The organism is Asanoa ishikariensis, assembly GCF_900107455.1.
In the GTDB taxonomy this organism is placed as follows: Bacteria; Actinomycetota; Actinomycetes; order Mycobacteriales; family Micromonosporaceae; genus Asanoa; species Asanoa ishikariensis.
In genome coordinates, this window is record NZ_FNQB01000003.1 from 1,135,090 (window position 1) to 1,159,726 (window position 24,637).

Consider the following 24,637-nt stretch of genomic DNA (forward strand, 5'->3'; position numbering starts at 1 on the left):
GCTGTACTGACGAAGTGATTGCTCCGCTACTTCGCCGGCCGATGGTTTGGGTCGCGACTTTCGTCCTCGTTTCCGCGGCCGGCCTCTACTGGTTCCAACCGTGGAAGCTTTTCACCGATCGTGAGGTCGTCGAGACACTAGCCGCCGTTCCGTCGCCGCAGAGTTCCGGGCCGCTGTCCGCGCCCACATCCGGGCCACCTAGCGGCCCAGCGGTAATACGACAGGGCGATTTCGTCAGCCACGAACACGGCACCAACGGCCGCGCACGCGTGGTTCGCAACGCGGACGGTTCCCACGTCCTGGAGTTGGTCGGCCTCGCGACCTCCAACGGTCCCGATCTGCGGGTCTGGCTGTCCGATCAGCCCGTGCGGGCCGATGCCTCCGGATGGCGGGTCTTCGATGACGGCAGGTGGGTCGAGCTCGGCCGGCTCAAGGGCAACAAAGGCGACCAGACCTACGCGATCCCATCTGGTACGAACCTCGACCAGCTCGGAAGCGTCACGATCTGGTGCAAGCGATTCTCGGTCTCTTTCGGCGCGGCCAGCCTCGCACTCACCAGCTGACGTCAGTCGGATGAGGATCCCGCCACCGCGACCAAGCGCTCGCCGGGTTCGCCCGCAACAATCCCACAGGTCGCTGCCACCGGCCGTGGCGAGAAATCCGGCTGCTCGTCTCGCTGCCTACCTGGAGGTCGGCTTTAGCGTGCCTCAGGGACGCTGGCATTGGCTCGAGCAGGTTGGCGCATGGCACCATGGGGACACAGGTCGGGCCGTCGGCCGCTGACCACCCGCCGAACGGCTGAAGGGTCGGCCATTACCTCCTCACGCCCTCCGGGTGTCCGTGATCCGGATAGAGCCGACCACCGCGCAGCTCAAACCACAGTAGTGCGCTGAGGGTGGCCGTAATCCAGGTTTACCGCCGCCGACGAGAGCGTGTGCAGGCCACGCGACCGGAGGGCATAGCAGGCGCTCCCCGCTCGCCGCCATTGTTGCGTGCCGGTGAGGTCTGAGGTGCCGGTGGCGCCGAAGCCGAATCGACCAAGGCGCCACCGGCTGGACACTGGACTACCTCAAATGTGCCCGCAGCCGGGCCGTGGGGAGCCACCTTGCTTCATCAACACTGACCCAATCCCACCCGGGATTCAACAGTTGCGTCGATTCGTGAGTCCAGAGAACCTGCGCATGGTGAAGAAAATCGTGCTGTGGAGGAGGTTTGAGATCGATGACCGTGTTGGGGAGCGGGTTGCGTCGAACTTCCTTTACCGCTAGGCGACAGGATGAGAGGCGAACCCGCGATCGATGAACCGGGCGGCCAGGGCCGGCGACGCGAGGCAGTAGTCGTTGGCTCCGCCGACACCGCATTGATCATGGTCTTCGGCTAGCCTGTCGTCTTCATGCGCTGACGGGGAGCCGAGTATTGGACGACGAGTTCGCAGCACAGCTACGCGGTCATCGCCTCGCCCTCCGACTCACCCAGGAAGTCCTGGCTGAACGGGCCGGCATCAGCGCCCGCTCGGTGGGCGAGATGGAGCGCGGACGCGGTCGCGGACCACAGCCGCGCACGCTGGAGCGACTGGCCACGGCGCTCGAGCTCACCGACGACGCCCGCAAGCCCTTTGTGGACGCCGGCCGGGCGCTGTTCTGGAGCAACCGCGCCGCGCCCGCCGCCAGCCCACCTGTGCAGGTCGGCGCGGCCCGCCACCTGCCGCGTAACATCGCCGACTTCGTCGGCCGCCACGATGAGCTGGCCCTGCTCGATGCGACCCTGTTCGCCGAGCCACGAAAGGCACGCCTGGTCGCGATCTCCGGCGCTGCCGGTGTCGGCAAGAGCGCGCTGGCCATCCACATCGGTCACCGCCTCGCGGCGCGGTTTCCCGACGGGCAGCTCTACGCCGAGCTCGGCGGGGAGAACCGCGTGCCCGCCGAACCGACCGACGTGCTGGCGGTCCTGCTCAGGATGCTCGGCGTGGACGGCTCCGCCCTCCCCGCGGGACTCGAGGACCGAGCGGCCATGTTTCGATGCCGGATCCTGGACCGACGGACCCTGCTGATCCTCGATGACGCGGCCGGCCATCGACAGGTCGCCCCGCTCCTGCCACCCGACGGTGTCGCGACTGTCATCACCAGCCGCCTGGCACTCACCGGGCTTCCCGGTGCGGAAACCATCGATCTGCGGCCGCTACCCGGCCGCGACTCGATCGAGCTTCTGCGTAAGGTCGCGGGTCCGGAACGCGTGCAGGCCGAGCAGGACTCCGCCAACGCGCTGGTGGCGGCGTGTGGCAACCTCCCGCTGGCCGTCCGTATCGTCGCCGCACGTCTTGCTGCCCGACCCCACTGGACGTTGGGTCAGCTAGGCGAGCGGCTGATCGACGAACGCCGCCGGCTCGACGAGCTGCGCCACGGTGACCTGTCCGTGCGGCCCATGCTGCAGGTGACCTACCGTGCGCTGAGCCCGGCGGCCGCACGGGCGTTCGCGTTGCTGGGCTCTCTGTGCGGCACGGGGATCTCGTCCGTTCCGGAATGGGCCGTCGTCGCTCTCCTGGACAGCAGCCCTGTCGCCGCGGCCGCTGCCGTCGACGAGCTGCTCGACGCACGGTTGCTCGAGTCGACCGGTCTCGATCAGGCTGGCCAGCAGCGCTACCGGTTCCACGAGATCACCCGTCTCTACGCACGGGAGCGGCGCGAGGCTGAGATCAGCGACGCCGAGTGGTCCGCCTCGTTCGCCCGCGTCGCCGCGGGTTGGCTCGGTCGGGCCCGCCTGGCGCGCGAAGGTCTGCAGTGTGAGCGCTTCTACCTGGATGACCCGGCGGCCGCGGTCCTCGGCAGCTACCCGACGGCGACCGCCGTGGGAACGAACGCCGTGGAGTGGTTCGAAGCCGAACGGGACAGCCTGGTGGCGCTCGTGGCGGCCAGCCGGACGGCCGGACGAGCCGACATCGCGCGCGGCCTTGCCGCCTGTGCGGCCGAGTTCTTCGAGCTGCGCGGCTATTACGACGACTGGCGTCGAACGATGCGGACGGCCCTGGACTCGTGCCGCGAGGCCGGAGACCGGCACGCCGAAGCCGCGATGTTGCGTGGCTTGGGCGGTTGCCTGGTCGAGTGTGAGCTGCCCGACCAGGCGCTATTGACCTTGCGTGCCGCGCGAGCACTCGCCGAACAGGTCGGAGACACCGCGGGAATGGCCATGGCCAGCAAGGACATCGGTTACATGCTCGGCCTGGCCGGTCAGCTCGACGAGGCGGAGAGTGAGCTGCGAGCGGCCGTCGACGGGCTGGATAGGTTCGGGCGCGACTCGGTCAAGGTCATTGCCATGACCAACCTGGCCTGGGTGTTGCGCGAACGTGGGGCCTCCGACGAGGCGATCGACGTCGTCCGCGCGGCACTGAGAACCGCGCGTGGGGCAGGCGACAGGTTCGCGCTGGCGTACGCGTCGCGTGGCCTGGCCGGGGCACTGCTCGCTGCCGACCGCAGCGCCCTAGCCGAACGAACCGCACGGCGGGCCGCTCGGCTCTTCGAGCAGATCAATGATCCCATCGGCGCCGCTCAGAGCCTGCGCGTCCAAGGCGAGGCGTTGGCGAAGGATCCGGCGCGGCTGGTCGAGGCGGAGCAGGCTTTCAGGGCTGCCGCGGAGATCTTCCGTCGCCGCGGTCACAACTGGGGACTCACGCTCGCCGAGTTGAGCCTCGGCGAGGCTCAGGCGCGCCGCGGCCTCGCCGGCGCGGACACCCGCCTGCGCGAGGTGCTGCGGTTCTGGACCGCCGAGAACGTGCCAGCCTTGCGCGCACGAACTCTCGTCGCCCTGGCCCAGGTCGCCGAGCAGGCCGGTGACCCGTCGGCCGTTCTGCTCAAGACGGAAGCGTACGAGCTCTATCGGAGTTTGAAGGCGCCGCAAGCCAAGGAGCTGGCACGACAGCTCGGATGGGACGAGGACGCGACCTACGAGGTCGCCGTGTCACTGGACGAGGGTTCGTGAACGAGAGCAGCGGCGCCGGTCGGGCGACCCATCACAATCCGGTTGGGTCCGTCCGTCCGGCGATGCGCGGTCGAGGAGGTTGGCACGGTGCTGGCCTCGTCTCGACGACGTGGCTCCGGGACCGGCCTCGGCAGGACATCGCGAACTCCATGCCGGCCTGGAACCGAGTCTCGACACCGAAGTGGTCGAGCAGTTCGGCCAGCCGCCGGCTGAAGGTCCTCGGCGACACGTGCAGCCGGTTGCAGGCCGCCGCGTCCGTGATCCCGCTGAGCAGCACCATGAGCACCGGTTGGAGATGGACGGGCACCGTCTCGAAGCAGCCGCGCCAGCGCTGATCCTGCTCGCGTGGTTGGAGCATGGCGATCCCCCCGATGGGCCGTGGATGACGAAGACCCGTTCATCAGAGCGCGGGGATCGCCTGCGGGCCAGGACAGTGAACCGGACGTTGAACCAGACGTTCCGCGATTGCCACCTCGAAGGCCCGGGCTGTCGCGCCCCGGCGGGCCGGGGCGCGACAGCGTGGTTGTCAGGGCATGCCGCTCAACGGGACGCTGTACAGCACGCGGCCTCCGGGGGCGCCCGCGTTGCCGCGGGGCCACTCTGTGGTCGACCACACCTGCCCGGTCGACCACCAGTAGGTCACCGCCTCGGGATGCAGCGACCAGCACAGCGTGGTGGTAGCACCGTTGACCTGACAGGTGCTCGACCGTCCGTTTCCGCCACCTGGCGTGAAGCCCCAGATCTGGCCCTTCAGGGTCGCCGAGCTGTGCACGACGTACCAGCGGTTGTTGAACGACAGCACGCCCTGCTGGTTGCCGACCCCGCTGGCGTACGCCTCGATCGGTGTCGCGTTGGTGGGTAGGAGGAAGTCGGCGCCGAACGAGTAGCGGATCAGCCGGCCGCGCTTGGTCTGGTCGCTGAAGTACTCCGCGGTCACCAGACTGTCGGGGCTGGTGCTGCGGTCGAGCGACAGCGACGAGAAGCACGGGATGCCGGTGTCACTGTCCATGCTGCACGCGCCGCTGCTGTAGGTGTAGTAGCCGATCTGTGGCATCACGTACTTGTAGCCGTACGCCGCCCATCCGCCACTGACCTTGCCGATGTCGGAGACCCCCGAGGTGGTCTGCAGGATGTGGCTCATGCTGAACACCCGCAGGGCCACGGTGCCGTTGCCGACGGCGTTGACGATCAGCTTGTCGCCGAACCAGATCATGCCGCCGATGTGCGTCTTGGCGGCGGTGAAGTCGCTGCCGGTCGAGTTGGGGTCGACCAGATAGACCCACCGGTACTTGGGCGCGCCCGGGTTGGTGGTGTCGATGAACGCGACCCGGGCGTCGTTGCGTCGGTCGCCGCTCCCCCACGACCAGCCGGACAGGATCGCCTGCTTGGCACCCCAGGCGCCGTCGTCGTCGGCGTCGCCCGAGCTCGTGATCCCCTGCGGGGCCCAGTTCGAGTCGGTCGCGTCGGCGCTGTTGAAGCACCACTTGGCGGTGGCGGCCGGAGAGAGCGGCAGCGCGGCCAGCTCCTCGCTGTTGCAGGTGGTCATCGCCCGGTTGCCGTCGTCGAGCACGGTCGCGACACCGACGTTGGGCAATGCCGCGTCCAGCGCGGAGATGGCGGCGGCCGGCTCGGCGTGCCAGGTGAGCCCCATCGGGGTCTTGCTCGTGGCGACGAGCGGATCGGCATAGGCAGCGGCCGCCGGCGAGCCGGGCAGCGCCACCAACGCGACCGCCACGGCGAACGACAACATGCCAGCGGTCAACCCACGTATGGTCATTGTTCCCTTCCCTGTCATGAGATCAGTCCTATGTCCTGCATGTCCTGGATCAAGGACGCGTCATTGGTATCGATCTGGAGGAGAATCGCGGGCATGGGGAAAAGGACCTTGTGGTCACGCCACTGCGATGCCGGGTTCTCCCGCTGCAACGCCCCGTTGGAGATGTTGCCCTCGTTGTCGATCCGTAATGTCTTGCCGGGAAGGGACAGGGCGGTGTAGGTCCGGTCCTTCAAGTGGGGCGTCACGATTCGCCCTAGTGGCTCGACGGCCTCGCTGCCCTTCAGCGGGATGCCGCCCGCTGCGGTGAGAAGATTCTCGGTTCCCGACTTGTAGTTTCCGTTCTCGTAATTACCCAAGGCCTCTATGAGGTTGATTCCCACCGATAGGTAGGGCGCATTCTTCATGTACTCATAGACGGGATCGGGTTGGTCGCCGCCGTAACAGGACTTGGAGTCGCCTCCCATGGCGAGGCAGACGTGCGACATGAAGAACAGTGCGCCGAAGTAGCCCGGCTTGCACGCACCGCTCGACAGGCACCGATAGTGGGTAATCGCGTCACCAATTGTGAAGTCCGCGCTGCCGTGGTAGCCGTATTGGCTGCGCAGGGCGTTATATTCGCTCTGGGAAAGGGTCTTGCCCGTAATCTTGATCCCGCTCAGCTGTTGGGCCCGCGCGCTCGGTGGGCGTTGCACCCTCTTGGTCTTGGTGCTCGACAGGCCCATCTTCCTGCCCCAGGATTTGTTCTTCTTGGTGCCGCATCCGTGATAGCAGCCGCCCGCGCCGCGATGGTCGCCCTTCTTGAGTGGACGCGGGTCGTAGCCGTAGCAGTCGAACTCGCGGCAGTCCGCGGGGATCGTGCCGGTCGGGTCGCTCATGCTGATCGGGCTGTTGTTGGCGTAGGCGTACCCGTTCCACTGCTGTGGATCGCCGAGGTCCTGGACCGGGTCGACCGAGATGAACCGGCCGAGGGACGCGTCGTACTCGCGGGCACCGACGTGGGTCAGGCCGGTCGGATCGGTGTCACCGCCGACGAAACCCTTGCCGTTGGGCCAGGCCGGGCTGGTGCCGCGCGACTGACCGTAGGGCGTCTGTCGCCTGGTGGTGACAGTCTGGGTGGCGGCGTTGACGCTGGTGTGCTGGGTGCCCTGGTGGTCGGTGTAGAGCCAGGTCAGCCCGGCCGGGGTGCGGGAGGCGACGAGCCGGCCCGCGAAGGTGTAGTAGCGGGTGCCAGTGACGTTGCCACTGGTGTCGCGGCGCAGCTCCTGGCCGGGCAGGTAGAGCGTGGTGCCGGTGGCGTCGCGGCGGATGAGTCGGGTGCCGTCCACGCCGTAGATGTTCGTTTCGGTCGCCTGCCCGCCGACGGTCACCTTGGCCAGCCGGCCTTCGGCGTCCCAGACGAGGTCCTGCGAGCCGCTGCCAGGCGGACACATGTTGGCGCTGCTGCCGGTGGGTCGGCAGGTCGTGTTGCCGGTGTTGTCGTAGCCGAAGTTCGTGACCACGGCGGCCTGACCGGGCGCCGTGGTCGTCACCCGGGTGACGGCGTGGGGCCGGACGACCCCAGGCCCGCCGGTCGGCACCGTGTAGCTACGGCTGGTGTCGCCGGCCGCCGCGTGTGACACCTCGGTGCGGCGGTTGCCGGCCGCGTCGAAGGTCCAGTCCAGCCAGTACGGTGCCGGGCCACCGAGGTTGCCCACGGCCGGGTTGGTGCCGCAGGCGACACCGGCCTTCGGTGTCCAGGCACTGGTGAGCCGGCGCAGCAGATCGTGCCGGAAACACTGGGTGTCGGCGGAGCCGACCTGGGGAGCGTCGGCGATGGAGGTGATGGTGCCGGAGGCGTCGTAGCTGTACGCACGGTCGGAGACGGTTCCGGTCGCGGTTTCCGGCTTGACCGCGGTGCGGGTGACACGCCGGGTCGTCTCGTCGTAGTAGGTGGTGTCCTCGACGTAGACCCCGCCGCCGGTCTTGCGCGTGGTCTTCGTCGGTTCCCCGAAGCGGGTGTAGTCCTGCGCCGCGACGTAGCTGGCCACGCCGATGGCGGTGGTGTCCAGCGTGCTGGGAAGGCCGGTGGCCGGGTTGTGCGCGGTGGTGACGGTCTCGTTGGTCAGGCCGCCGCCGCCCGGGTAGAGGATGCTCGTCTGGCTGCCGTCGTAGTCCGAGTATCCGAAGCCGATGCTCCACGTGCTGGCCAGACCGGTTCCCTCGACAGCGGGGATGACGTAGTTGACGTTTGCGGGCTGCGAACGGTTGGTGAACGTGCCGACCTGCCACTTGTAGATGCTGGCCACGCCGGACTGGTCGTACTCGAAGCGGTGCGCCTCAGTCAGTTGGGCCTTGGCGCCCAGCGTCGAGCCCGTGTAGAGCTTGTCGTAGAACTGCTTCGAGCGCAGCCGCCCGGTCGATGAATCGTCTCGGATCTCAGTCTTGCGGCCGAGCGTGTCGTAGACGTGCCAGAGCGACTCGCCGCGGGCATCAGTGGTCTTCACGACCTCGTCGTACTCGTTGTACGCGGTCTTCGTGGTGCCCTTGTCCGGGTCGACGGCCTCGACCTGGCGCCCCTTGATGTCGAACGTGTACGTCCAGCGGTTGTCGTCGTGGTCGCTGACCGTCGTCTGCTGACCCTTGCCGTTGAAGGCGTACCGGGTCGACTGGTAGGCACCCGCGACGCCCTGCGCAGTGGTGTGCTGGCGCAGTTCCACGGTTCGGCCCTGGTAGTCGGTGACGGTGGTGGTCGGCGTGCCGCCCGCCGGTGGAGTCACCGAGGTGCGGTCTCCTTCGTAGGACGTCGTGGAGCGCCACTTCTCGACCACATTGTCAACCCCGTCGCCGGCCAGCAGGATCGTCGCGAGGGGCCGGCTGGCGTTGTCGAACACCGTCCTGGTAATTGCGGGGACCGACCATTCCGGCTCCCACCACAGCGTCCCGGACGGGCTGCCCGGCTCAGCGTGTGCGCTGTAGCTGACCGTGGCCCGGCCGAGCTTGTCGTAGTTGGTGTCGCTGACCACCCGGTCCCCGCCGACGCCCGCCGTCTGCTGCTGCCGCGGTCGCAGCAGCGAGTCCATGATCTCGTAGCTGACCCGGTAGCCGCCGCCCGCGTGGAGCGCCTTCGAGATGGTGTAGGGATAGGCGTTCCGATTCGCCGCGATGGCGTAGGTGTACTCGGCGGACGGCTTGTCCCCGTGATCGGCCTTGCTCCAGCCGATGTTCCACACCCGCCACACCCGGCCGAGCGCGTCGTGCGAGATGTCGGTGACGTGCCCGTTCTGGTCGATGGCGCGCTTGGTCGATCCCCAGTACGGATTGGTCTCCGCGACGGTGACCCAGTTGTACGGCGCCGGCCCGGTGGTCGTGATCAGCGTTACCGGTCCGCCCACCGCCGGGGTGTACGCATTCCGGGTGGTGTTGCCGCGGACGTCGGTGCTGGTCTGGATCCGGCCGTGCATGTCATAGGTGCTCTGACTGGCGGTCTGCCATACGGTGCCGCCACCCGGGCTCCAGTCCTTGAGCTGCTCGACTCTGGTGACCGACCCGAAGGTCGGTGCGGTGTCCACGCTCGCGGCGCCGTCGTAGTAGCTCCGCACGTCGGAGATGACGTGCTCGGCGCTGGTCGGCGCGGTGCCGCACGGCAGCGCCGTCGTGGTCGACTGCTTCACCGTATGCAACAGGTTCGCGGCCACACCGCGGTTGTACGTGTTGGTCGTGCAGGTCTCGTCCCCGGTCCGGCCAAGGTCACCGTCGTCCTGCGACCGGTCGACCGTGCCGTAGGTGTCGGAGAGCCAACTCTGGGTGCGTCCGGTGCGCCAACCGCGTGCACCGTCGACACCCAGCGCCACCGCCTGGTACGTGGTCTTCGTGTTGGTGAACCGGGCGGTGACGGTGTCGCCGTTGATGGTGCGTGATGCGGTCGGCGGTGACATCCACGGCACGCTGACCGACTTGGACACCGGTTTGGTGACGACACCGTTGTAGGTGATCTCCTCGCGGACCATCCCGGCGAACTGGTCCTCGTCGTAGACGGTCTCCGAGCCGAGCGACGCCGGCACCGTGACGCTGCGGGTGCCGCCGGTCGGTGCCAGCCGGTCGCCGTGCATGCCCTGCAGGTACCGCAGCTCGGTCAGCGTCTGCGCGCCCGCGTCCTCACCGACCCGGACCCGGACCGTGCCGTAGCCGCGGAACTGGTCCCAGGTCTTGCGGTCCGGTTTGGTCAACCCGTCGTCGTCGGCGTAGTGCCAGGCCGGGGTGCCGTACTCGTAGAAGGTGAACGTGGTTAGGCCGGGATGACCGACCGTGTCGACGGGCAGATCCGACTCTGACACCGACTTGACGCGATGCTTGTGCCACCACTCGGTGACCAGCTTCTTGCCCTGCGGGTCGTCCGGATCCACCACGAGCACCGGATAGCAGCGCATGGTGTTGGTGTGTGCCGCTGACGGCTTGTTTGAGCTCGTGCACTGCGGCTGGTCCCACTCCAGATCGATCTTGGCGCCGGTCTCGGTGATGATGTAGTCGATGCGCTGCCAGTTGTTGGTCGTGGTGGTGCTGGTCAGCACCCGGTTGGGCAGCGAGACCGGGGTGAACGTGATCGGTGGCATGGTCGCGGTCGAGCCGACCAGTCCGGCCTGCTGGATCTTGTCCAGCCACAGGCCCGCGTGGTCGGAGCCGTCACCGGGCGGCGGGAACGAATGGGTGAAGGTCCAGGACGAGACGTTCTGCCAGTCCGGCGTCGTCCGGGTCGTGTCCCAGACCCGCGTGGTGACGGTCGCCAAGCGCTTGGTGGACCAGAACGTCGGTGAGTACTTCTTGGCGCAGGTGGTGCCGGTGCACTCCTGGTCCCAGGGAGTGTCCGGCCAGTTCGTCGCATTGTGGGTGCCGCATGAGGTGGTCACACACCGGTCCGCCGTGCCGAACAGCACCTGTGCGGGTGGGCTGACCGAACGGTCCGTGGCGCCGCGATCCCAGGTGCCGTAGTCGATTCGGGTCAGCGTGCCACCGCGGACGTACGAGGCCGCGTCGGTGTCGCTCAAGTTGCGGGCGTACTTGTTGGTTTCCTTGGCGTACCAGTACGACATGGTGTTGCCACGAACATCCACGACGTAGTCCAGGTTCCACCGCCAGGCCTGGGTGCAGAACGAGGCAGAGAAGGAGCTCTGCCGGCAGGGTTCGCCGGTGTGGTTGCCGGCGACCGGAACCGTCCACGTGGAGTCGGTCACCGCTGACTGGCCCGGCAGGCTGTGCCGGCCGAAGAAGTACTGGGTGCCCTCCCCCGTGGTGACCTTCCAGTACTCGCCGTCGTTGTCACCGTTGCCGCCACCGGTCAGCTTCTCCACCCGGGAGCCGTCCTCAGATCGGCCGTGCCACCCCTTCCCCGCCTCGTACACGAGCTCCGTGCCGCCTCCGTTGAGGTTCAGCACCGCGTTGTCGGAGCGCCAGCACTGGTCTCCGGTCTTCGTGGTGTTGTTCGCACCGGGGCCCATGTCGTCGGAGCAGGGAACGTACCGTCGCTCGATGTAGCCCGGCCAGTAGTCGAATCCTTCGCCGATCCAGGACGGCTGGTTGTTGGTGACGGCGGATCGACCATCCACACTGGACGATGAGTAGGCGACCGAGACGTCGGGGGCCGGGCCGCCCGGGGCCGGGGGGACCTCCATGGGGTACGACCAGGAGAAGTCACCGCTGTTGCCGCCCGCCGACCAGGTTGCCGACGACGCCAGCGAGGTGGCCGTGAAGTCACCGCCCGAGCCGGAGGGGCCGGCCGCGAGGGCGATGAGGCTGGAACGGCCCAGCGACGTGCGAGCGGTCACTTCGCCGGTCACCTCGTCGTTGGTGGACGGCAGCGGAGTCGCCGCGCAGTTTGGACCCGGGCTAGGCAGCACCGCGCAATCGGGCAACCGCCACAACCGCAGCCGCGACGCCCAGTCGCCGCCGTACGCGTGCCGGAAGGCGTCGTAACTGACCGACAGCTTGACCGGGCGGTCGGTCTTCGTCTGCGGCCGCTCCACCCGCAGCAGCAGCCCGTCCCGCCAGGCCGCCGGCGCCGTCGCCCGATCCAGGACGCGCACCGTCACGTCGGAGACCCGCTCGCCCGCCGCACCGGCGATCCGGGCGACGTCCGACGTGGGCCACACCGGTGCCGGCGCCGCCACGTGCTTCTGCGGCGCGTACGGCCAGGCCCGGGTGCGCACCTGCGCGCCCACGGAGTCCAGCTTCTCCTTCTGGGGCGACAACCGGACCCGCTCCGGCGTCGCCTGGGCCGGCACGGCGACCAGCAGGCCACCGAGCAGAACTCCGGCCAGGACGCTCGAGACAAGCGTGCGCGCCGCCGTCCTCGCTTCGTAGAACACGTTGGCCTCCCTGGCTAGGCGTTGTAGAGGGCGCGGACCTGGGCGTCGGTCATCGCGCCTTGGAACGCGGCGATGCCGTCGATGGCTCCGACCCACTGGTCGGTGAGCTGGTCGCGCCACAAGGTGCGCCCGACCAGGAACGGTCCGGCGGCCGCCATGGGCGTGAAAGCCACGCTCTGAGTGCCTTCGAGCGCGCCGTTGACGTAGATCCGAATCTGCTTACGACTGGCGTCGTACACACCCACGACATGGGTCCAGACGCCCTCGTCGGCCGTCGACAGCGACGAGACGCTGGCCCCGGGCGATCCGGTGACGTCCTCGTCGGTGACGATGAACTGCCATTTGCCGGTCGTCGACAGGAACTTCAGCCAGGCACCGCTCTCGTGGGCGCCACGCTGCGCCACCGCCGTGCGGCTCCCGTCGCGGGCGTCCAGGTTGACCCAGGCGGACATGGTGAACGACTCGTCGGTGCGCAGCACCGGCCTGTCCTGCCACGTCGTGTACTGGTTTCCCGCGCCGTCCGGCGGGGTCAGTCCGGTCTTGGCCGCCGACCGGCCGTACTCCTGGGTCGCCTGCCACGGCTCCGGGTTCTCCTCGGGGAAGTACCACCCGTCGAGCCGCAGACCGTTGCCGCCGTTGCCGGCCCCGATCGTGGCACCTCTGGTCAGCGCCAGCCACCGGCCGAACGGGGTGCCGTCGCCGGCGTCACACGTGTCGGCCAGATCCTGCACGTAGCACGGTCGGGCCAGCTCGAAGTCCCACCGACCGACCTGGATCGGGGCCAGGATGCCTTCCGCGTCGACGCCCCCCGAGGTCGGATCCGTGGCGAGCTGACCGGTGAAGTCCTGGGCGACCAGGACCCGGTCGAACACCTGCACGTCGGCGATCTCGCCCTTGAAGAAGGATTCGTCGGCGCTGAAGTTGCGGCTTCGGCCCACGGCGAACACGCCGTTGGCGATGTAGCCGTCACCTCGGCTGGCCAGCCAGGTGGACGGTGGGGTGACCGAGGAGACCAGGACACCGTCCACGTACAGACTGATCTTCTTGTCGACCTCGTCCCAGGAGCCGGCGACATGCGTCCAGCGGCGGATGGCCGTCGGGGAGTTCGAATGGGCCTCGACGAAGGTGCCGCCGTCGCGGTCCGGCACCCGCATCCGCCAGCGGTCGGCCCAGCAGTCGTACTCGAGGGTGAACCCGCTGGAGACGTTGCCGTCGGCCGAGGCGACGGTCAGGTTCCCGCAGCCGGTGAAAGAGTCGACCCGGACCCACGCGGCCACGCTGAACGACCCGGCCGTGTTGACGGCCGGCCCGGCGGTGACGGCCTTCGAGCTCGTTCCGTTGAACCGCGTGGTCTGTCCGCCGGCGAGGCGGATCCCGTCGGCCCACGTCACGCCGGTCGCGGTCAACGGCGTGTCGAAGCTCAGCGCGGGCTGCTTGTCGGCCAGGGCCTGGGCCTGCGTCTGACCCGGGTACGTCTCCAGTCCCCACCGGGCGACCGGCGGAGTCGGGCGGTTGACGAGGATCTCCCGCGTCGCGATGTTGCCCAGGTTGCCGACGGCGTCGACCCCGCGGACCCAGAGGATGTTCTGCCCGTACCGGGGCACGGTCAGCGTCACCGTGGCTGTCCTGCTGGTGGTGCCGGTCGCCGCGACCTCGGTGGTGGGCGGGCTCGACCAGCCGTAGCGGAACTTGACCACGTCGGTGGCCGGCGTGCTCAACGTGAATGTCACGGGCAGACCCGGCCAGGGGACGGCGCCCGGCGTGATCGTCGGCGCCGGTGGCACCGCGGTGTCCACGGCGAACTGGCACCAGGGTGACCAGCCACTCCACTGGTCGTAGGGCGCCGGGTCCACCGCGGTGACGCGGTACGCGTACGTCTTGTTCCTGACCACCGTCACCGCCGCGGTCGTGGCCCGCGCGTTCGCCGTCGCGGACGCTTTGGCCGGCGGTGAGAGACGTCCCGGATAGGTGTCGGTGACCGTGCCGATGCCGCCCGCCGGCACCTCGATCCATTCGTAGGTGCCGGTCAGCGTCTGCCCGGTATCGGCGTCCGGGTAGACCGCCGAGAACGTGGGTGTCAGCGTTCCGGTGGTCAGCACGCCGGTGCCCGGGCAGGCGACGCCGGCGACGCGCAAGCCGTTGGGCTGGCCCGGCTTCGAGTCGTAGTCGACCACGAGCTTGGCCTGCGCCGGATAGAACTTCTTCCACCGGTCCTGCGCCGACTCCCACTCGCCCAGTTCGTTGCAGGCACAGAAGCCGACGGTGAGGGTGTTCCAGCTCTTCGTCGCCGCGGTCTGCACCTGCGTGGTCACGGCGTCTCGCTCGAAGTTCATGATCATGTCCGGCTGCGGCGAGTCGGAGCAGCCGCCCGCCTTGTTGGCGTGCCCTTCGGCCGAATCGAGCCAGGTCGCCAGTTTCATCGCCGACCACGACGCCTTCATCGTCGCGGTGATCGCCGAGGAGAAGTACATGTGCACCCAGGTGTTCCCGCAGGACCAGGAGTGCTGGAGCTTCATCTGGACGTACGCGGACTCGATGTGCTTTCCGCTCAGTGCCGCTGTCGGGAACTCGAAGAACGACCGGAACCGAACGCCGTCGCACGGACCGTCGGGGCTCAGCCCCACCCTGGCCACCGAATAGTCGGTGTTGGTGCAGCCGTTGCTCGTCGCGTACGCCCACTTCGACCGGGCCACGGACCAGGAGGGGTCGATGAAGAGCGGGAACGTGGCGTCGGGGCGGTCGAACATCGTCGCGTCGGGCACGAGCTCGAGGTCGCCGTCGCCGGTCACCCGTGTCGCCACCGACGCCGTGCGCGCGCCGTCGCCGGCCGCGAGCGCCGTCGACGGCGCGGGCTCCGCGGCCGACTTGGCCGCGACGGGCGACGACGAGTCCCACATCACCGCCGGCTCCGCCTGGGCCAGCAGCGTGCCGCCGTCGACGGCCCGCAGGGAGCCGTCTGCGAGCCGCTCGAGTCGCGCGTCGCCGCTGGCATCGAGGGTCAGCTTGCGCACCCGACGGTCCGCCGCGGCCGCCGCGGTCTTGACCACCAGGACGTGGGTGAAGCCCGTGTGCGTCGCACGAACGACCAGGTCAACGTCCGGGAACACACCGGAGTAGGTCGCCGAGTCGCCGGCGACCCGGGGCACGGGCAGCCGACCCGGCCAGGACAACCCCAGCGAACGGCCCTCGCGGGTCAGTGACACCAGCGGGCCGTCGCCACCGGCCGAGAACGCGACATCGGCGACCGAGGCGCGCGGTCGCAACCGACCATCGCCGCCGGCCCGCAGGCGCAGGTCGACGTCGGCCCACGACCCGTCCGAGCGGCGGGTGCGCTGGGGCACGACCGCTGATTCGAACCTCAACCGACCGTCGGGCTGAGCCAACACCTGCGTGTACTCGGTCCGCGTCCCGCCCACCGCGACAGGCTGGCGGCAGGCCGCCGCGGCGGCGAGCGCCTCGCGTTCCGACGGCGCCTGTGTCACGCACGCCCTGCTCGTCGCCTCCGCCGCCGCGACCTCGGCTCCGACGGCTGCGGTCGCCGTGACGACGACCAGGACCACCGCTGCCGTCGACAGCCATCGCCTTCCCCACCCCGCACCGACCACGAAGCCCTCCCCCGATCCCGAACCGCTGTGCGGGCCGTCCCCGCGCAGCGATGCGTTTCAGGCTGGCGGCACGCGGTCCGGGCCGACAAGATCCGGGGGCAGTTGATGACCAGAACTCGCCATTTCGCTTGGCGCTGGCACTGGGACGGCGGAGAATCCGTGCGCGAAATGTGTTACGGAACCGACCTCAATCGAGTCGTATTGACACTTCACGATGCGTGAACGCATGCTAACCAAGCCGGGGCTGCCCGCGGTCGCAGAGCGTCCCTAGTGGACTCCGCATCGACGTCGAACCCACCGGGATGGGGGCGCGCTCCGGCGTGCCCGCTCCTCGCAACCCGTCCGACGCCACCGAGAGCGCGGTGCAGAGCAACGTCGTCGCGGCCGGCTACCGCTGAGCCCACCGTCCAGAGAACGGAGCACACCCATGCCTCAGGTCACCAATCGGCATCGTTGGCGCGCGCTACTCGCGGCCGCCGGGGCCTTCGTTCTGGCCTGCACCAGTGTCACGGGCATCCGGCTTGCCTCAGCGGCGGCGGACGCTGTCCCCCTGGCGGCGACCGCCGGATGTGGCAAGGCCCCGACGCTGAGCAGTGGAACACACACGATCCAGAGCAGCGGCCAGAACCGCAGCTTCGTCCTGCGGGTTCCGGCCAACTACAACAGCAGCAACCCGTACCGGCTGATTTTCGCGTTCCACTGGCGCGGCGGCACGATGAACGACGTCGCCTCGGGCGGAAGCAGCGGAAACGCCTGGGCCTACTACGGGATGCTGGAACAGTCGAACAACAGCGCGATCCTCGTGGCGCCGCAGGGCATCGGCAACGGCTGGGCCAACTCCGGTGGTCAGGACATCACGTTCGTGGACGACATGATGAGGCGGATCGAGGACGCCCTCTGTGTCGACACGGCACAGCGCTTCGCCATGGGGTTCAGCTACGGGGGCGGCATGAGCTACGCGATCGCGTGCGCCCGTGCCAGCGCCTTCCGGGCGGTCGCCGTGTACGCGGGCGCGCAACTCAGCGGATGCGCCGGGGGCACCCAGCCGATCGCGTACTTCGGGATGCACGGCATCTCGGACAACGTCCTCAACATCTCCATGGGACGTACGCTGCGTGACACGTTCGTCCGCAACAACGGCTGTGCCGCCCAGAGCCCCCGCGAGCCGGGTCAAGGCAGCGGGTCGCACATCACCACGCTCTACTCGTGCCGCGCGGGATACCCGGTGCAGTGGGCCGCCTTCGACGGGGGCCACGGGCCAGGTCCGGTGGATGGATGCTCCGGCTGTGAGGACGGCGTCAGGACGTGGACCAAGGGCGAGGTGTGGCGGTTCTTCGCGCAGTTCGGGGGCACCAGTCCTTCGCCGGACCCGACCACTCCGCCGCCTAACCCGAGCGGCAACCGGCTGCGGAACGAGGCCTCCGCGCGCTGCCTGGACGTCAGCCAGGCTTCCTCGGCCAACGGGGCGCAGGTCCAGGTCTGGGACTGCCACAACAACGCCAACCAGCAGTTCATTCAGAACGGGGCCGCCCTGCAGGTGATGGGCAAGTGCCTGGACGTCCCGGTGAACGCGGCCGCCGGCACCCGGCTACAGATCTGGGATTGTCACGGCGGCGCGAACCAACAGTGGGTGTTCAACGGCAACGGCACCATCAGCAGCGCCCAGACCGGGCTGTGTCTGGACGTCAACGGCGGCGCCACCGCCAACGGCTCCGCGGTCATCGTCTGGAACTGCCACGGCGGCAGCAACCAACGCTGGGCGCGAGCGTAGACACGAGGTTGGAGAACAGCCACCTGACCTGACCTCGACACACTACGACCTGAGCGGCCCGCGGTGGAGGAACCGCGCTTCCTCCACCGCGGGTAGCTCAAAGGCGCTTTGCTCGAGCTTGAGCCGACGGGGATCACCGAAGCCGTCGTTGTTTGAGCTCAACGAGGCATCGCGGCTTGCCGGGCCTCGATCGGCTATTCATTCTGGTTCCCAGGCTGCCCGCGTCTGTGGGTCGACAGCGTGCAGACGGACCTCCCCTACAGGTACGACACGCCGGTCTGCCGGCACCGCTGCCAGCCTGAGCTGCTGGAGTGGTTGTAGTACAGGTCGATACACATCTGCCCGACGCCACTGCTTCCGGATGTCTGCCCGCCCCAGAACCATATGTTTAGCGTCGAATAACGGTTCTCCAAGGCTTTCGTGCAGTCCCTCGTTACCTTGGGCGTCTTCCACGTGCTCGAGAAATTGATCGTCACGTAAGCGGTGACCTTGCAGCCCGTTGCCGAGGTCGCGTTCGGGCCGAACTGGATCGTGCCGCTGTGTTGGATCGTGTTCATCGAAGGACCCGGCACCCAGTCAATGAAGTTGCATGCGAATATCGCCTGTGCCGGATCTGCATAGCCGAAGTCCTGACAAGCCGTGTACGCCTCGGGAGGCGAGGCGTTGGCGGTGGTAGAAGTCAGCGATAGAGCGGCAACGGCTACGGCAATGACCGACAGCATGCGCCGAACGAGTCTGGTATACATCGTTCCCCGTCTTCAGCGAGGGCGAATCGAGCGCCCGATGATCTTATACGTGAGCAGTTTGCTGGAGCTGCGATGTGCTGTCAAGAGCATCTGCGGCGACCTATTTGCTATTAGAACTCGAAGATGACTTGAGTATGAATTCAGCGGATATGGAGGATGAATGGAGTGCGATGCTGAGCCGAATCCGCAGAAGTACCGACCCGATACTCTCAGTTCTGAATGCATCGTGCTGGATCTGGGTTTAGGGAAAGTCGCCCTTCTCTTTTGCATCACAGATCGTGTCGCCCAGGAGTGTGACTAACCCGACCCTCTTGCTAGCGAAAAGGAGCATCCCGCCAAGCCCGAACTTCCCCCAGGTCGGCGTGTCGCAGTACATATCGACTTGGAGCTGTGCCGTATGGAACAGCAACGGAGGTCCTGCTTTATTGACGTTGTAGACGAAAACCCCCGCTTTTACGGCGAACTGGACCTGTTTTTCATGCATACATTGGAAAGAGAGGATGCAGATGTCGCGACGGAGGACGGGCTTGGCGACCTGCAACGACAACATCGTGGGGCTGGTTGTCGTCTTCTTCTTCGGCTTCAGAGATCCGGGCTTCGGGACGTACCTGGCCTTGGTGCTGCTTCGGTTGTTGGCCTTGCCCCACTTCTTGTTCTTTGCGGTGCCGCAACCACCTGGGCAGCCCCCAGCGCCGCGGCCGTCCTTCTTCTTGAGCGGGCGCGGATCGTATCCGTAGCAGTCGAACTCGCGACAATCAGCCGGAATGGTGCCGGTCGGATCGCTCTTCGTCACGGGGCTGCCGTTGGCGTAGGTGTAGGCGTTCCATTGTTGCGGATCGTCGAGGTCGTGGATCGGATCGACCGAGACGAAGCGGCCGAGTTCAGGGGCGAACTCGCGGGCGCCGATGTGGGTCAGGCCGGTGGGGTCCTTGTCGCCGCCCACGAAGCCCTTGCCGTTGGGCCACACGGGGCTGGCGCCGCGGAGCTCGCCGTAGGGCATTTGCCGCCGGGTGAGGACCGCCTGGCTGGCAGCGTCGACGCCGGTGTGCTGGGTGCCCTGGTGATCGGTGTAAAGCCACGTCAGGCGAGCGGGATCGCGGGAGGCCACGAGTCGGTCGTTGAAGGAGTAGTAACGGGTCGCGCTCATCGCCCCGTTCTTGGCACGGCGTAGTTCCTGCCCTGGTAGGTAGAGGGTGGTGCCGCTCCCGTCGCGTCTGATGAGCCGCACGCCCTCGGCGTCGTAGACGTGGGACTCGACGGCGGTCCCGCCGGCGCTGACCGCGCTGGCCCGGTTCTCGGCGTCCCACGTGATGCTCTGGGAACCGGTGTTGGGGCAGGCGTTGTTGACGCTGCCGGATGGTCGGCACACCGTGTTGCCGGCGTTGTCGTACGTGTAGTTCATGACGACGTCCGACTGGCCGGGTGCCTTTGTGGTGACTCGGGTCACCGCGTGGGGTCGAACGACGTCCGGCCCGCCGTCGGGTACGGCGTAGGTGCGGGTCGTATCGCCACCGCCGGTGTGGGAGACCTCTTGGACCCGGTTGCCCGTGGTGTCGAACGTCCAATCCAGCCAGTACGGGGCTGGCCCGCCGAGGTTCGCGACGCTCGGCGCCACCCCCTTGCAGGTGACGCCGGCCTTCGGCGTCCAGGCACTCGTGAGCCGCCGCAGGCGATCGTGCCCGAAGCACTGGGTGTCGGCGGCTCCGATCTGCGGGGCGTCGGTGATGGAGGTGATGTTTCCTTGGTCGTCGTAGTCGTAGGAGCGGTCGACGACGGCGCCGGCGGCCGTTTCGGGCTTGACCTTGATCTGGTCGACGCGGCGGGTGCTCTCGTCGTAGGAGGTGGTGTCGTCGACGTAGACACCGCTGGCGGTCTTGCGGATCGTCTTGGTGGGTTCACCGAGGCGCGTGTAGTCCTGCGCGGCGACGTAGGTGGACACCCCCGTGAGACCGGTTTCCAGTTTGGTGGGCAGACCGGTGACGGCGTCGTAGACGGTCGTCACCGTCTCGTTGGTCAGGCCGCCGCCGCCGGGATAGAGGATGCTGGTGGGGCTGCCGTCGTACGATGAGTAGCCGTAGCCGAAGGTCCAGGTGGTGTCGAGGCCGGTGCCCTCGACCGGGGGGATCACGTAGTTGACGTTGGACGGTTGCGATCGGCTCGAGAACCCGCCGACCTGCCATTTGTAGATGCTGGCTGCGCCGGCCTGGTGGTACTCGTACCGGTAGGACTCGGTGAGCAGCCCCTTCGCGCCCAGGGCTGAGGTGGTGTAGAGAACGTCGTACTTCCACTTCGCCCGCAGGCGTCCCGTCGACGAGTCGTCGCGCATCTCGATCTTGCGGCCCAGGGCGTCGTAGACGTACCACAGGGACTCACCGCGGGCGTCGGTGGACTTTCGGATCTCGTCGTAGTCGGTGTACTCGAACGTCGTCTTGCCTTTGTCCGGCTCGGTGACCGCGACGCGTCGGCCCTTGACGTCGAACGAGTAGGTCCATTTGTTGCCGAGGTGGTCGGCGGCCAGGACCACTTCGTCTTTGGCGTCGTACTCGTAGCGGGTCGACTCGTACGCGCCGGTGACGCCGCTCACCGTGGTGTGCTGACGCCGTTCGACGGTACGGCCCGCGATGTCGGTGAGCGTCGTGGTGGGGGTGCCGCCCTCGGGCGGGGTGACAGTGGTGAGATCACCCTCGTAGGTGGTGGTGGTCCGCCAGTCCTCGACGAGGTTGTCCTTACCGTTGCCGGCCAGGAAGCTCTGCGCACGGGGCCGGTTGGCGTTGTCGAAGACCGTCCGGTTCACCCCTGGCACCGACCATTCGGGCTCCCACCACAGCGCTCCGGACGCATTGCCGGGCTCGGCGTGCGCGTTGTAGGTCGTCGCGGCCCGACCGAGCTTGTCGTAGATGGTGTCGGTGACCACCCGGTCGCCGCCGATGCCGGCAGTCTGCGTCTGCCGGGGGCGCAGCAGCGAGTCGGCGATCTCGTACGTGGTGCGGTATCCCCCAGCGGCGTGCAGAATCCTTGATGTGGTGTACGAGTAGGCGTCGCGGTTGGGGGCGAAGGTGTAGGTGTACTCCTCCGACGGGCTCGACTCGTGGCCGGCCTTCGCCCAACCGACGTTCCACACCCGCCATACGCGCCCTAGCGCGTCGTAGGAGACGTCGGTGACGCCACCGTTGGGTTCGGTGGTCTTCGTGACCGAGTCCCAGTACGGGCTCGTGTCCTTGGTGCTGACCCAGTTGTACGGGGCGGGGCTCGTCGTCGTCACGCGCGTGACGGGCCCGCCGACGGCCGGGGTGTAGTCGGTGCGGGTGACGTTGCCCCGCACATCCGTGGCAGTTCGCACACGGCCGAAGGAGTCGAGCGTGGACTGGCTCGTCGTCTGCCACAAGGTCCCGCCACTCTGGCCCCAGTTCGTGAGCTCCTCCACCCGCGTTTCCGATCCGTAGGTGGGCTCCGTGTCGACGCTGGTGGCGCCGTCGAAGTAGCTACGCGTGTCGGCGAGGACGTGGGTGGAGCTGGTGGGCGCGGTGCCGCAGGGCAACGCGGTCGTCGTGGTCTGTTTCAGAGTCTCCAGCAGGTTCTTCGCGAGGTTTCGATTGTAAATTTGCACCGTGCACTTCTCGTCGCCGATCTTGTTGACGTCACCGTCGTCCTGCGTGCGTTCGAGGGTCCCGTACGCATCGGAGAACCACGCCTGCGTTCGCTTGGTGCGCCAGCCCCGCGCGCCGTCGACGCCCAGCGCGGTCGCTTCATATGTTGTCTTGATGTCGGTGAAGCGGGCGCTGACGGTGTCGTCGTTGATGGTCCGCGACGCCGTCGCGCCGGACATCCACGGCACGTTGACCGATTTGGACACCGGCTTGGTGTCGACGCCGTTGTAGACCGTCTGCTCGCGGATCATCCCCGCGAACTGGTCCTCGTCGTACACGGTCTCCGACCCCGTCGACGCGGGCACCGTCACGTTCCGCGTGCCGCCTGAAGCCGCAGCCCGATCGCCGTGCATGCCGCGCAGGTAGCGTGTCCGCGTCAGCGTCTGCGCGCCGGGCACGTCTCCCACCCGGACGTCGACCGTGTCGTATCCGCGGAACTGGTTCCACGTCTTGCGGTTCGGTTTGGTCAACCCGTCGTCGTCCGCGTAGTGCCACGCTGCTGGCCCGTACGTGTAGTAGGTGAACTTCGGCGGAGCCGGATGGCCGGACAGGTCCGACGGCAGGTCCGATTCGGAGACTGACGCGACCCTGTGCTTGTGCCACCACTCCTGGACGAGTCTCTTCCCTTCCGGGTCGTCCGGATCGGTGACCAGCACCGGGTAGCAGCGTCTGGTGTTGGTGTTCGCCGCACCGGGCAGGTTCGAGGCGGTGCAGTCATTCAGGTCGTACTCGACGTCGATCTTCGCGCCGGTCTCCGCGATGATGTAGTCGATGCGTTGCCAGTTGTTGCTGGTGTTGTTCATAGTCAGCACCCGGTTGGGCATCGACACGGGCGTGAACGTGACCGGGGGCATGGTGACCACCGTTCCGACCAGACCGGCGTGCACTATCTTGTCGAGCCACAGGCCGGCGTGGTTGGACCCGTCTCCGGGCGGTGGGAACGAGTGCGTCAGCGTCCAGGAGGCCACGTTCTGCCAGTCCGCGGTGGACTTGGAGGTGTCCCACACCCGTGTGGTGACCTTCGCGAGGCGTTTGGTGGACCAGAAGGTCGGTGAATACTTGGTCGGGCAGGTGCTGCCCGTGCACTCCTGGTCCCACGGGGTGTCGGGCCAGTTCGTCGAGTTGTGCGTGGAGCAGGAGGAGGTCACACACCTGTTTCCCGGCTCGAAGAGCACTTGGGCGACCGCCTTGACCGAGCGGTCGGCCGAGCCACGATCCCAGGTGCCGTAGTCGATGCGGCTGAGCATGCCTTCCCGGGTGTAGGACACGGCGTCGCTGTCGGTCAGGTTGCGGGCGTATTTGTTGGTCTCCTTGGCATACCAGTAGGAGGTCGTGTTGCCGCGTACGTCGACCACGTAGTCGAGATTCCACCGCCATGCCTGCAAGCAGAACGAGGTGACGAAGGTCGCGGCGCGGCACGGGTCGGCGGGCTTCTCGCCGGCTGCCGGGTGGTTCCCGGCGACCGGCACGGTCCACGTCGAGTCCGTCACCGAGGACTGCCCGGGCAGGCTGTGCAGGCCGAAGAAGTATTGCGTGCCGTCGGCGCTGGTGACCTTCCAGTATTCACCGTTGTTGTCGCCGTTACCGTTCGCGCCGGTGAGCTTCTCGATCCGGGCGCCGTCTTCCTGGCGGCTGTGCCAGCCCTTGCCTTCCTGGTAGACCAGCTCGCCGCCTTGGCCGTTGAGGCTCATGACGGCGTTGTCCGACCGCCAGCACAGGTCGCCGGTCTTCGTGGTGTTGTTGGCGCCGTTTCCCATGTCGTCGAGGCACGGAACGTAGCGGCGTTCGATGTAACCTGGCCAGTATTCGAACCCCTCACCGATCCATGACGGCTGGTTGTTCGTCACTGACGAGCGTCCATCCACATTGGCTGACGAGTAGGCCAGGGCCAGGTTGGGCACCGCACCGGCGATCGCCGGTGGCACGTCCATCGGATAGTTCCACGAGAACGCGCCGCTGTTGCCGCCCGCGGACCAGGTCGCCGATGGGGACAGGGACGTGGCGGTGAAGTCGCCGTTCGGTCCGGACGGGCCTGCGGCCAGGGCGACCAGCGAGTTGGCAACGCTCACCGGGGTCTCCGCGCTCACCGTCGCGGACTTCGCGTCGTTGGTGGACGGCAAGGCCTTGGCGGCGCAGGCCTTGGCGGACGGCGTCGTCACGGCACAGTCGGGGAGTTGCCACAGCCGCAACCGTGAGGCCCAGTCACCTCCGTGGGCGTGCCGGAAGCCGCTGTAGTTCACGGACAACCGGACGGAGCCCTCCTTGGCCGCGCCGGGGGCGCCGGCCAGGCGCATCAACAGGCCGTCTCGCCATCCGGCGGGGGCGTTTGCCCGGTCGAGCACCTGCACGGTTACCGCAGAGAGCCGCTCCCCCGTCGTACCGGCTGCCCGGTCGACGAGGATGGGCAGGTTTCCCGCGCGTACCGCAGTGTCGCCGGCGCGTCGATCTGCCGCTGTCGGCAGGGTCACTCGGGCGGTGCCGGGCGTCGGCCAGACCGGCTCGGGGGCCGGCACGTGCCGCTGCGGCGAATAGGGCCACGCCTTGGTCCGCGCCGGTCCTCCGTCGGTGTCCAGCTTCTCACGCTGCGATTGCAGTCGGGCCGGTGCCGGCAGGGGGTCGGCCGCCGCCGGCACGACCAGCGCTCCGCCGAGGAGCGTACCGATGATGCCGCTGGCAACCAGCTTACGTAGCAGTCGTGGGCGGGTAACTCGCCGCTGGGCTCGCGCGGACTCTACCGCCGGTTTCTCTTCCTCGAACACCAATTCCTCCACCACGTGTCAT

At 67.8% G+C, this 24,637-nt stretch carries 9 protein-coding genes; 3 read left to right on the forward strand and 6 right to left on the reverse strand.

Translation table 11 applies throughout. The features are described from left to right. The first annotated feature begins 14 nt into the window (after positions 1-14). The gene (locus BLV39_RS29265) at positions 15-563 is read left to right on the forward strand and encodes a DM13 domain-containing protein (RefSeq protein ID WP_090799872.1); all 549 of its coding nucleotides are present in this window, start codon (positions 15-17) and stop codon (positions 561-563) included. A gap of 853 nt (positions 564-1,416) precedes the next feature. Continuing rightward, positions 1,417-3,972 (forward strand): ATP-binding protein, encoded by a 2,556-nt coding sequence (locus BLV39_RS29270; protein WP_090799873.1) that lies wholly within the window; start codon positions 1,417-1,419, stop codon positions 3,970-3,972. A 31-nt stretch (positions 3,973-4,003) separates the two neighbouring features. Here the strand turns inward: BLV39_RS29270 and BLV39_RS29275 are convergent, their stop codons facing one another. From BLV39_RS29275 to BLV39_RS29290, 4 genes are all read right to left on the reverse strand, one after another. Continuing rightward, positions 4,004-4,330, reverse strand: a complete 327-nt coding sequence (locus tag BLV39_RS29275; protein WP_090799874.1) for a hypothetical protein — start codon at positions 4,328-4,330, stop codon at positions 4,004-4,006. 168 nt (positions 4,331-4,498) lie between these two features. After that, complete coding sequence (locus BLV39_RS29280) at positions 4,499-5,734, reverse strand: hypothetical protein (RefSeq protein WP_218137099.1); 1,236 nt, start codon at positions 5,732-5,734, stop codon at positions 4,499-4,501. 29 nt (positions 5,735-5,763) lie between these two features. Continuing rightward, a complete protein-coding gene (locus BLV39_RS29285) occupies positions 5,764-12,039 on the reverse strand; it encodes an RHS repeat domain-containing protein (protein ID WP_090800779.1) in 6,276 nt (2,091 codons plus the stop codon). A gap of 62 nt (positions 12,040-12,101) precedes the next feature. After that, positions 12,102-15,692: a LamG domain-containing protein gene (locus BLV39_RS29290; protein WP_239083416.1), complete on the reverse strand. Its 3,591-nt coding sequence runs from the start codon at positions 15,690-15,692 to the stop codon at positions 12,102-12,104. A 427-nt stretch (positions 15,693-16,119) separates the two neighbouring features. Between BLV39_RS29290 and BLV39_RS29295 the strand changes: the two genes are divergently transcribed. Then, positions 16,120-17,463 carry an RICIN domain-containing protein gene (locus BLV39_RS29295; RefSeq protein WP_090799876.1) on the forward strand — a complete coding sequence of 448 codons (1,344 nt, stop codon included), beginning with the start codon at positions 16,120-16,122 and terminating at the stop codon, positions 17,461-17,463. A 257-nt stretch (positions 17,464-17,720) separates the two neighbouring features. On the opposite strand, the gene BLV39_RS29300 is transcribed toward BLV39_RS29295, so the two are convergent. Continuing rightward, a complete protein-coding gene (locus BLV39_RS29300) occupies positions 17,721-18,185 on the reverse strand; it encodes a hypothetical protein (RefSeq protein WP_090799877.1) in 465 nt (154 codons plus the stop codon). Between the two features lie 265 nt (positions 18,186-18,450). Then, complete coding sequence (locus BLV39_RS29305; RefSeq protein WP_239083415.1) at positions 18,451-24,615, reverse strand: RHS repeat-associated core domain-containing protein; 6,165 nt, start codon at positions 24,613-24,615, stop codon at positions 18,451-18,453. Positions 24,616-24,637: the final 22 nt, after the last annotated feature.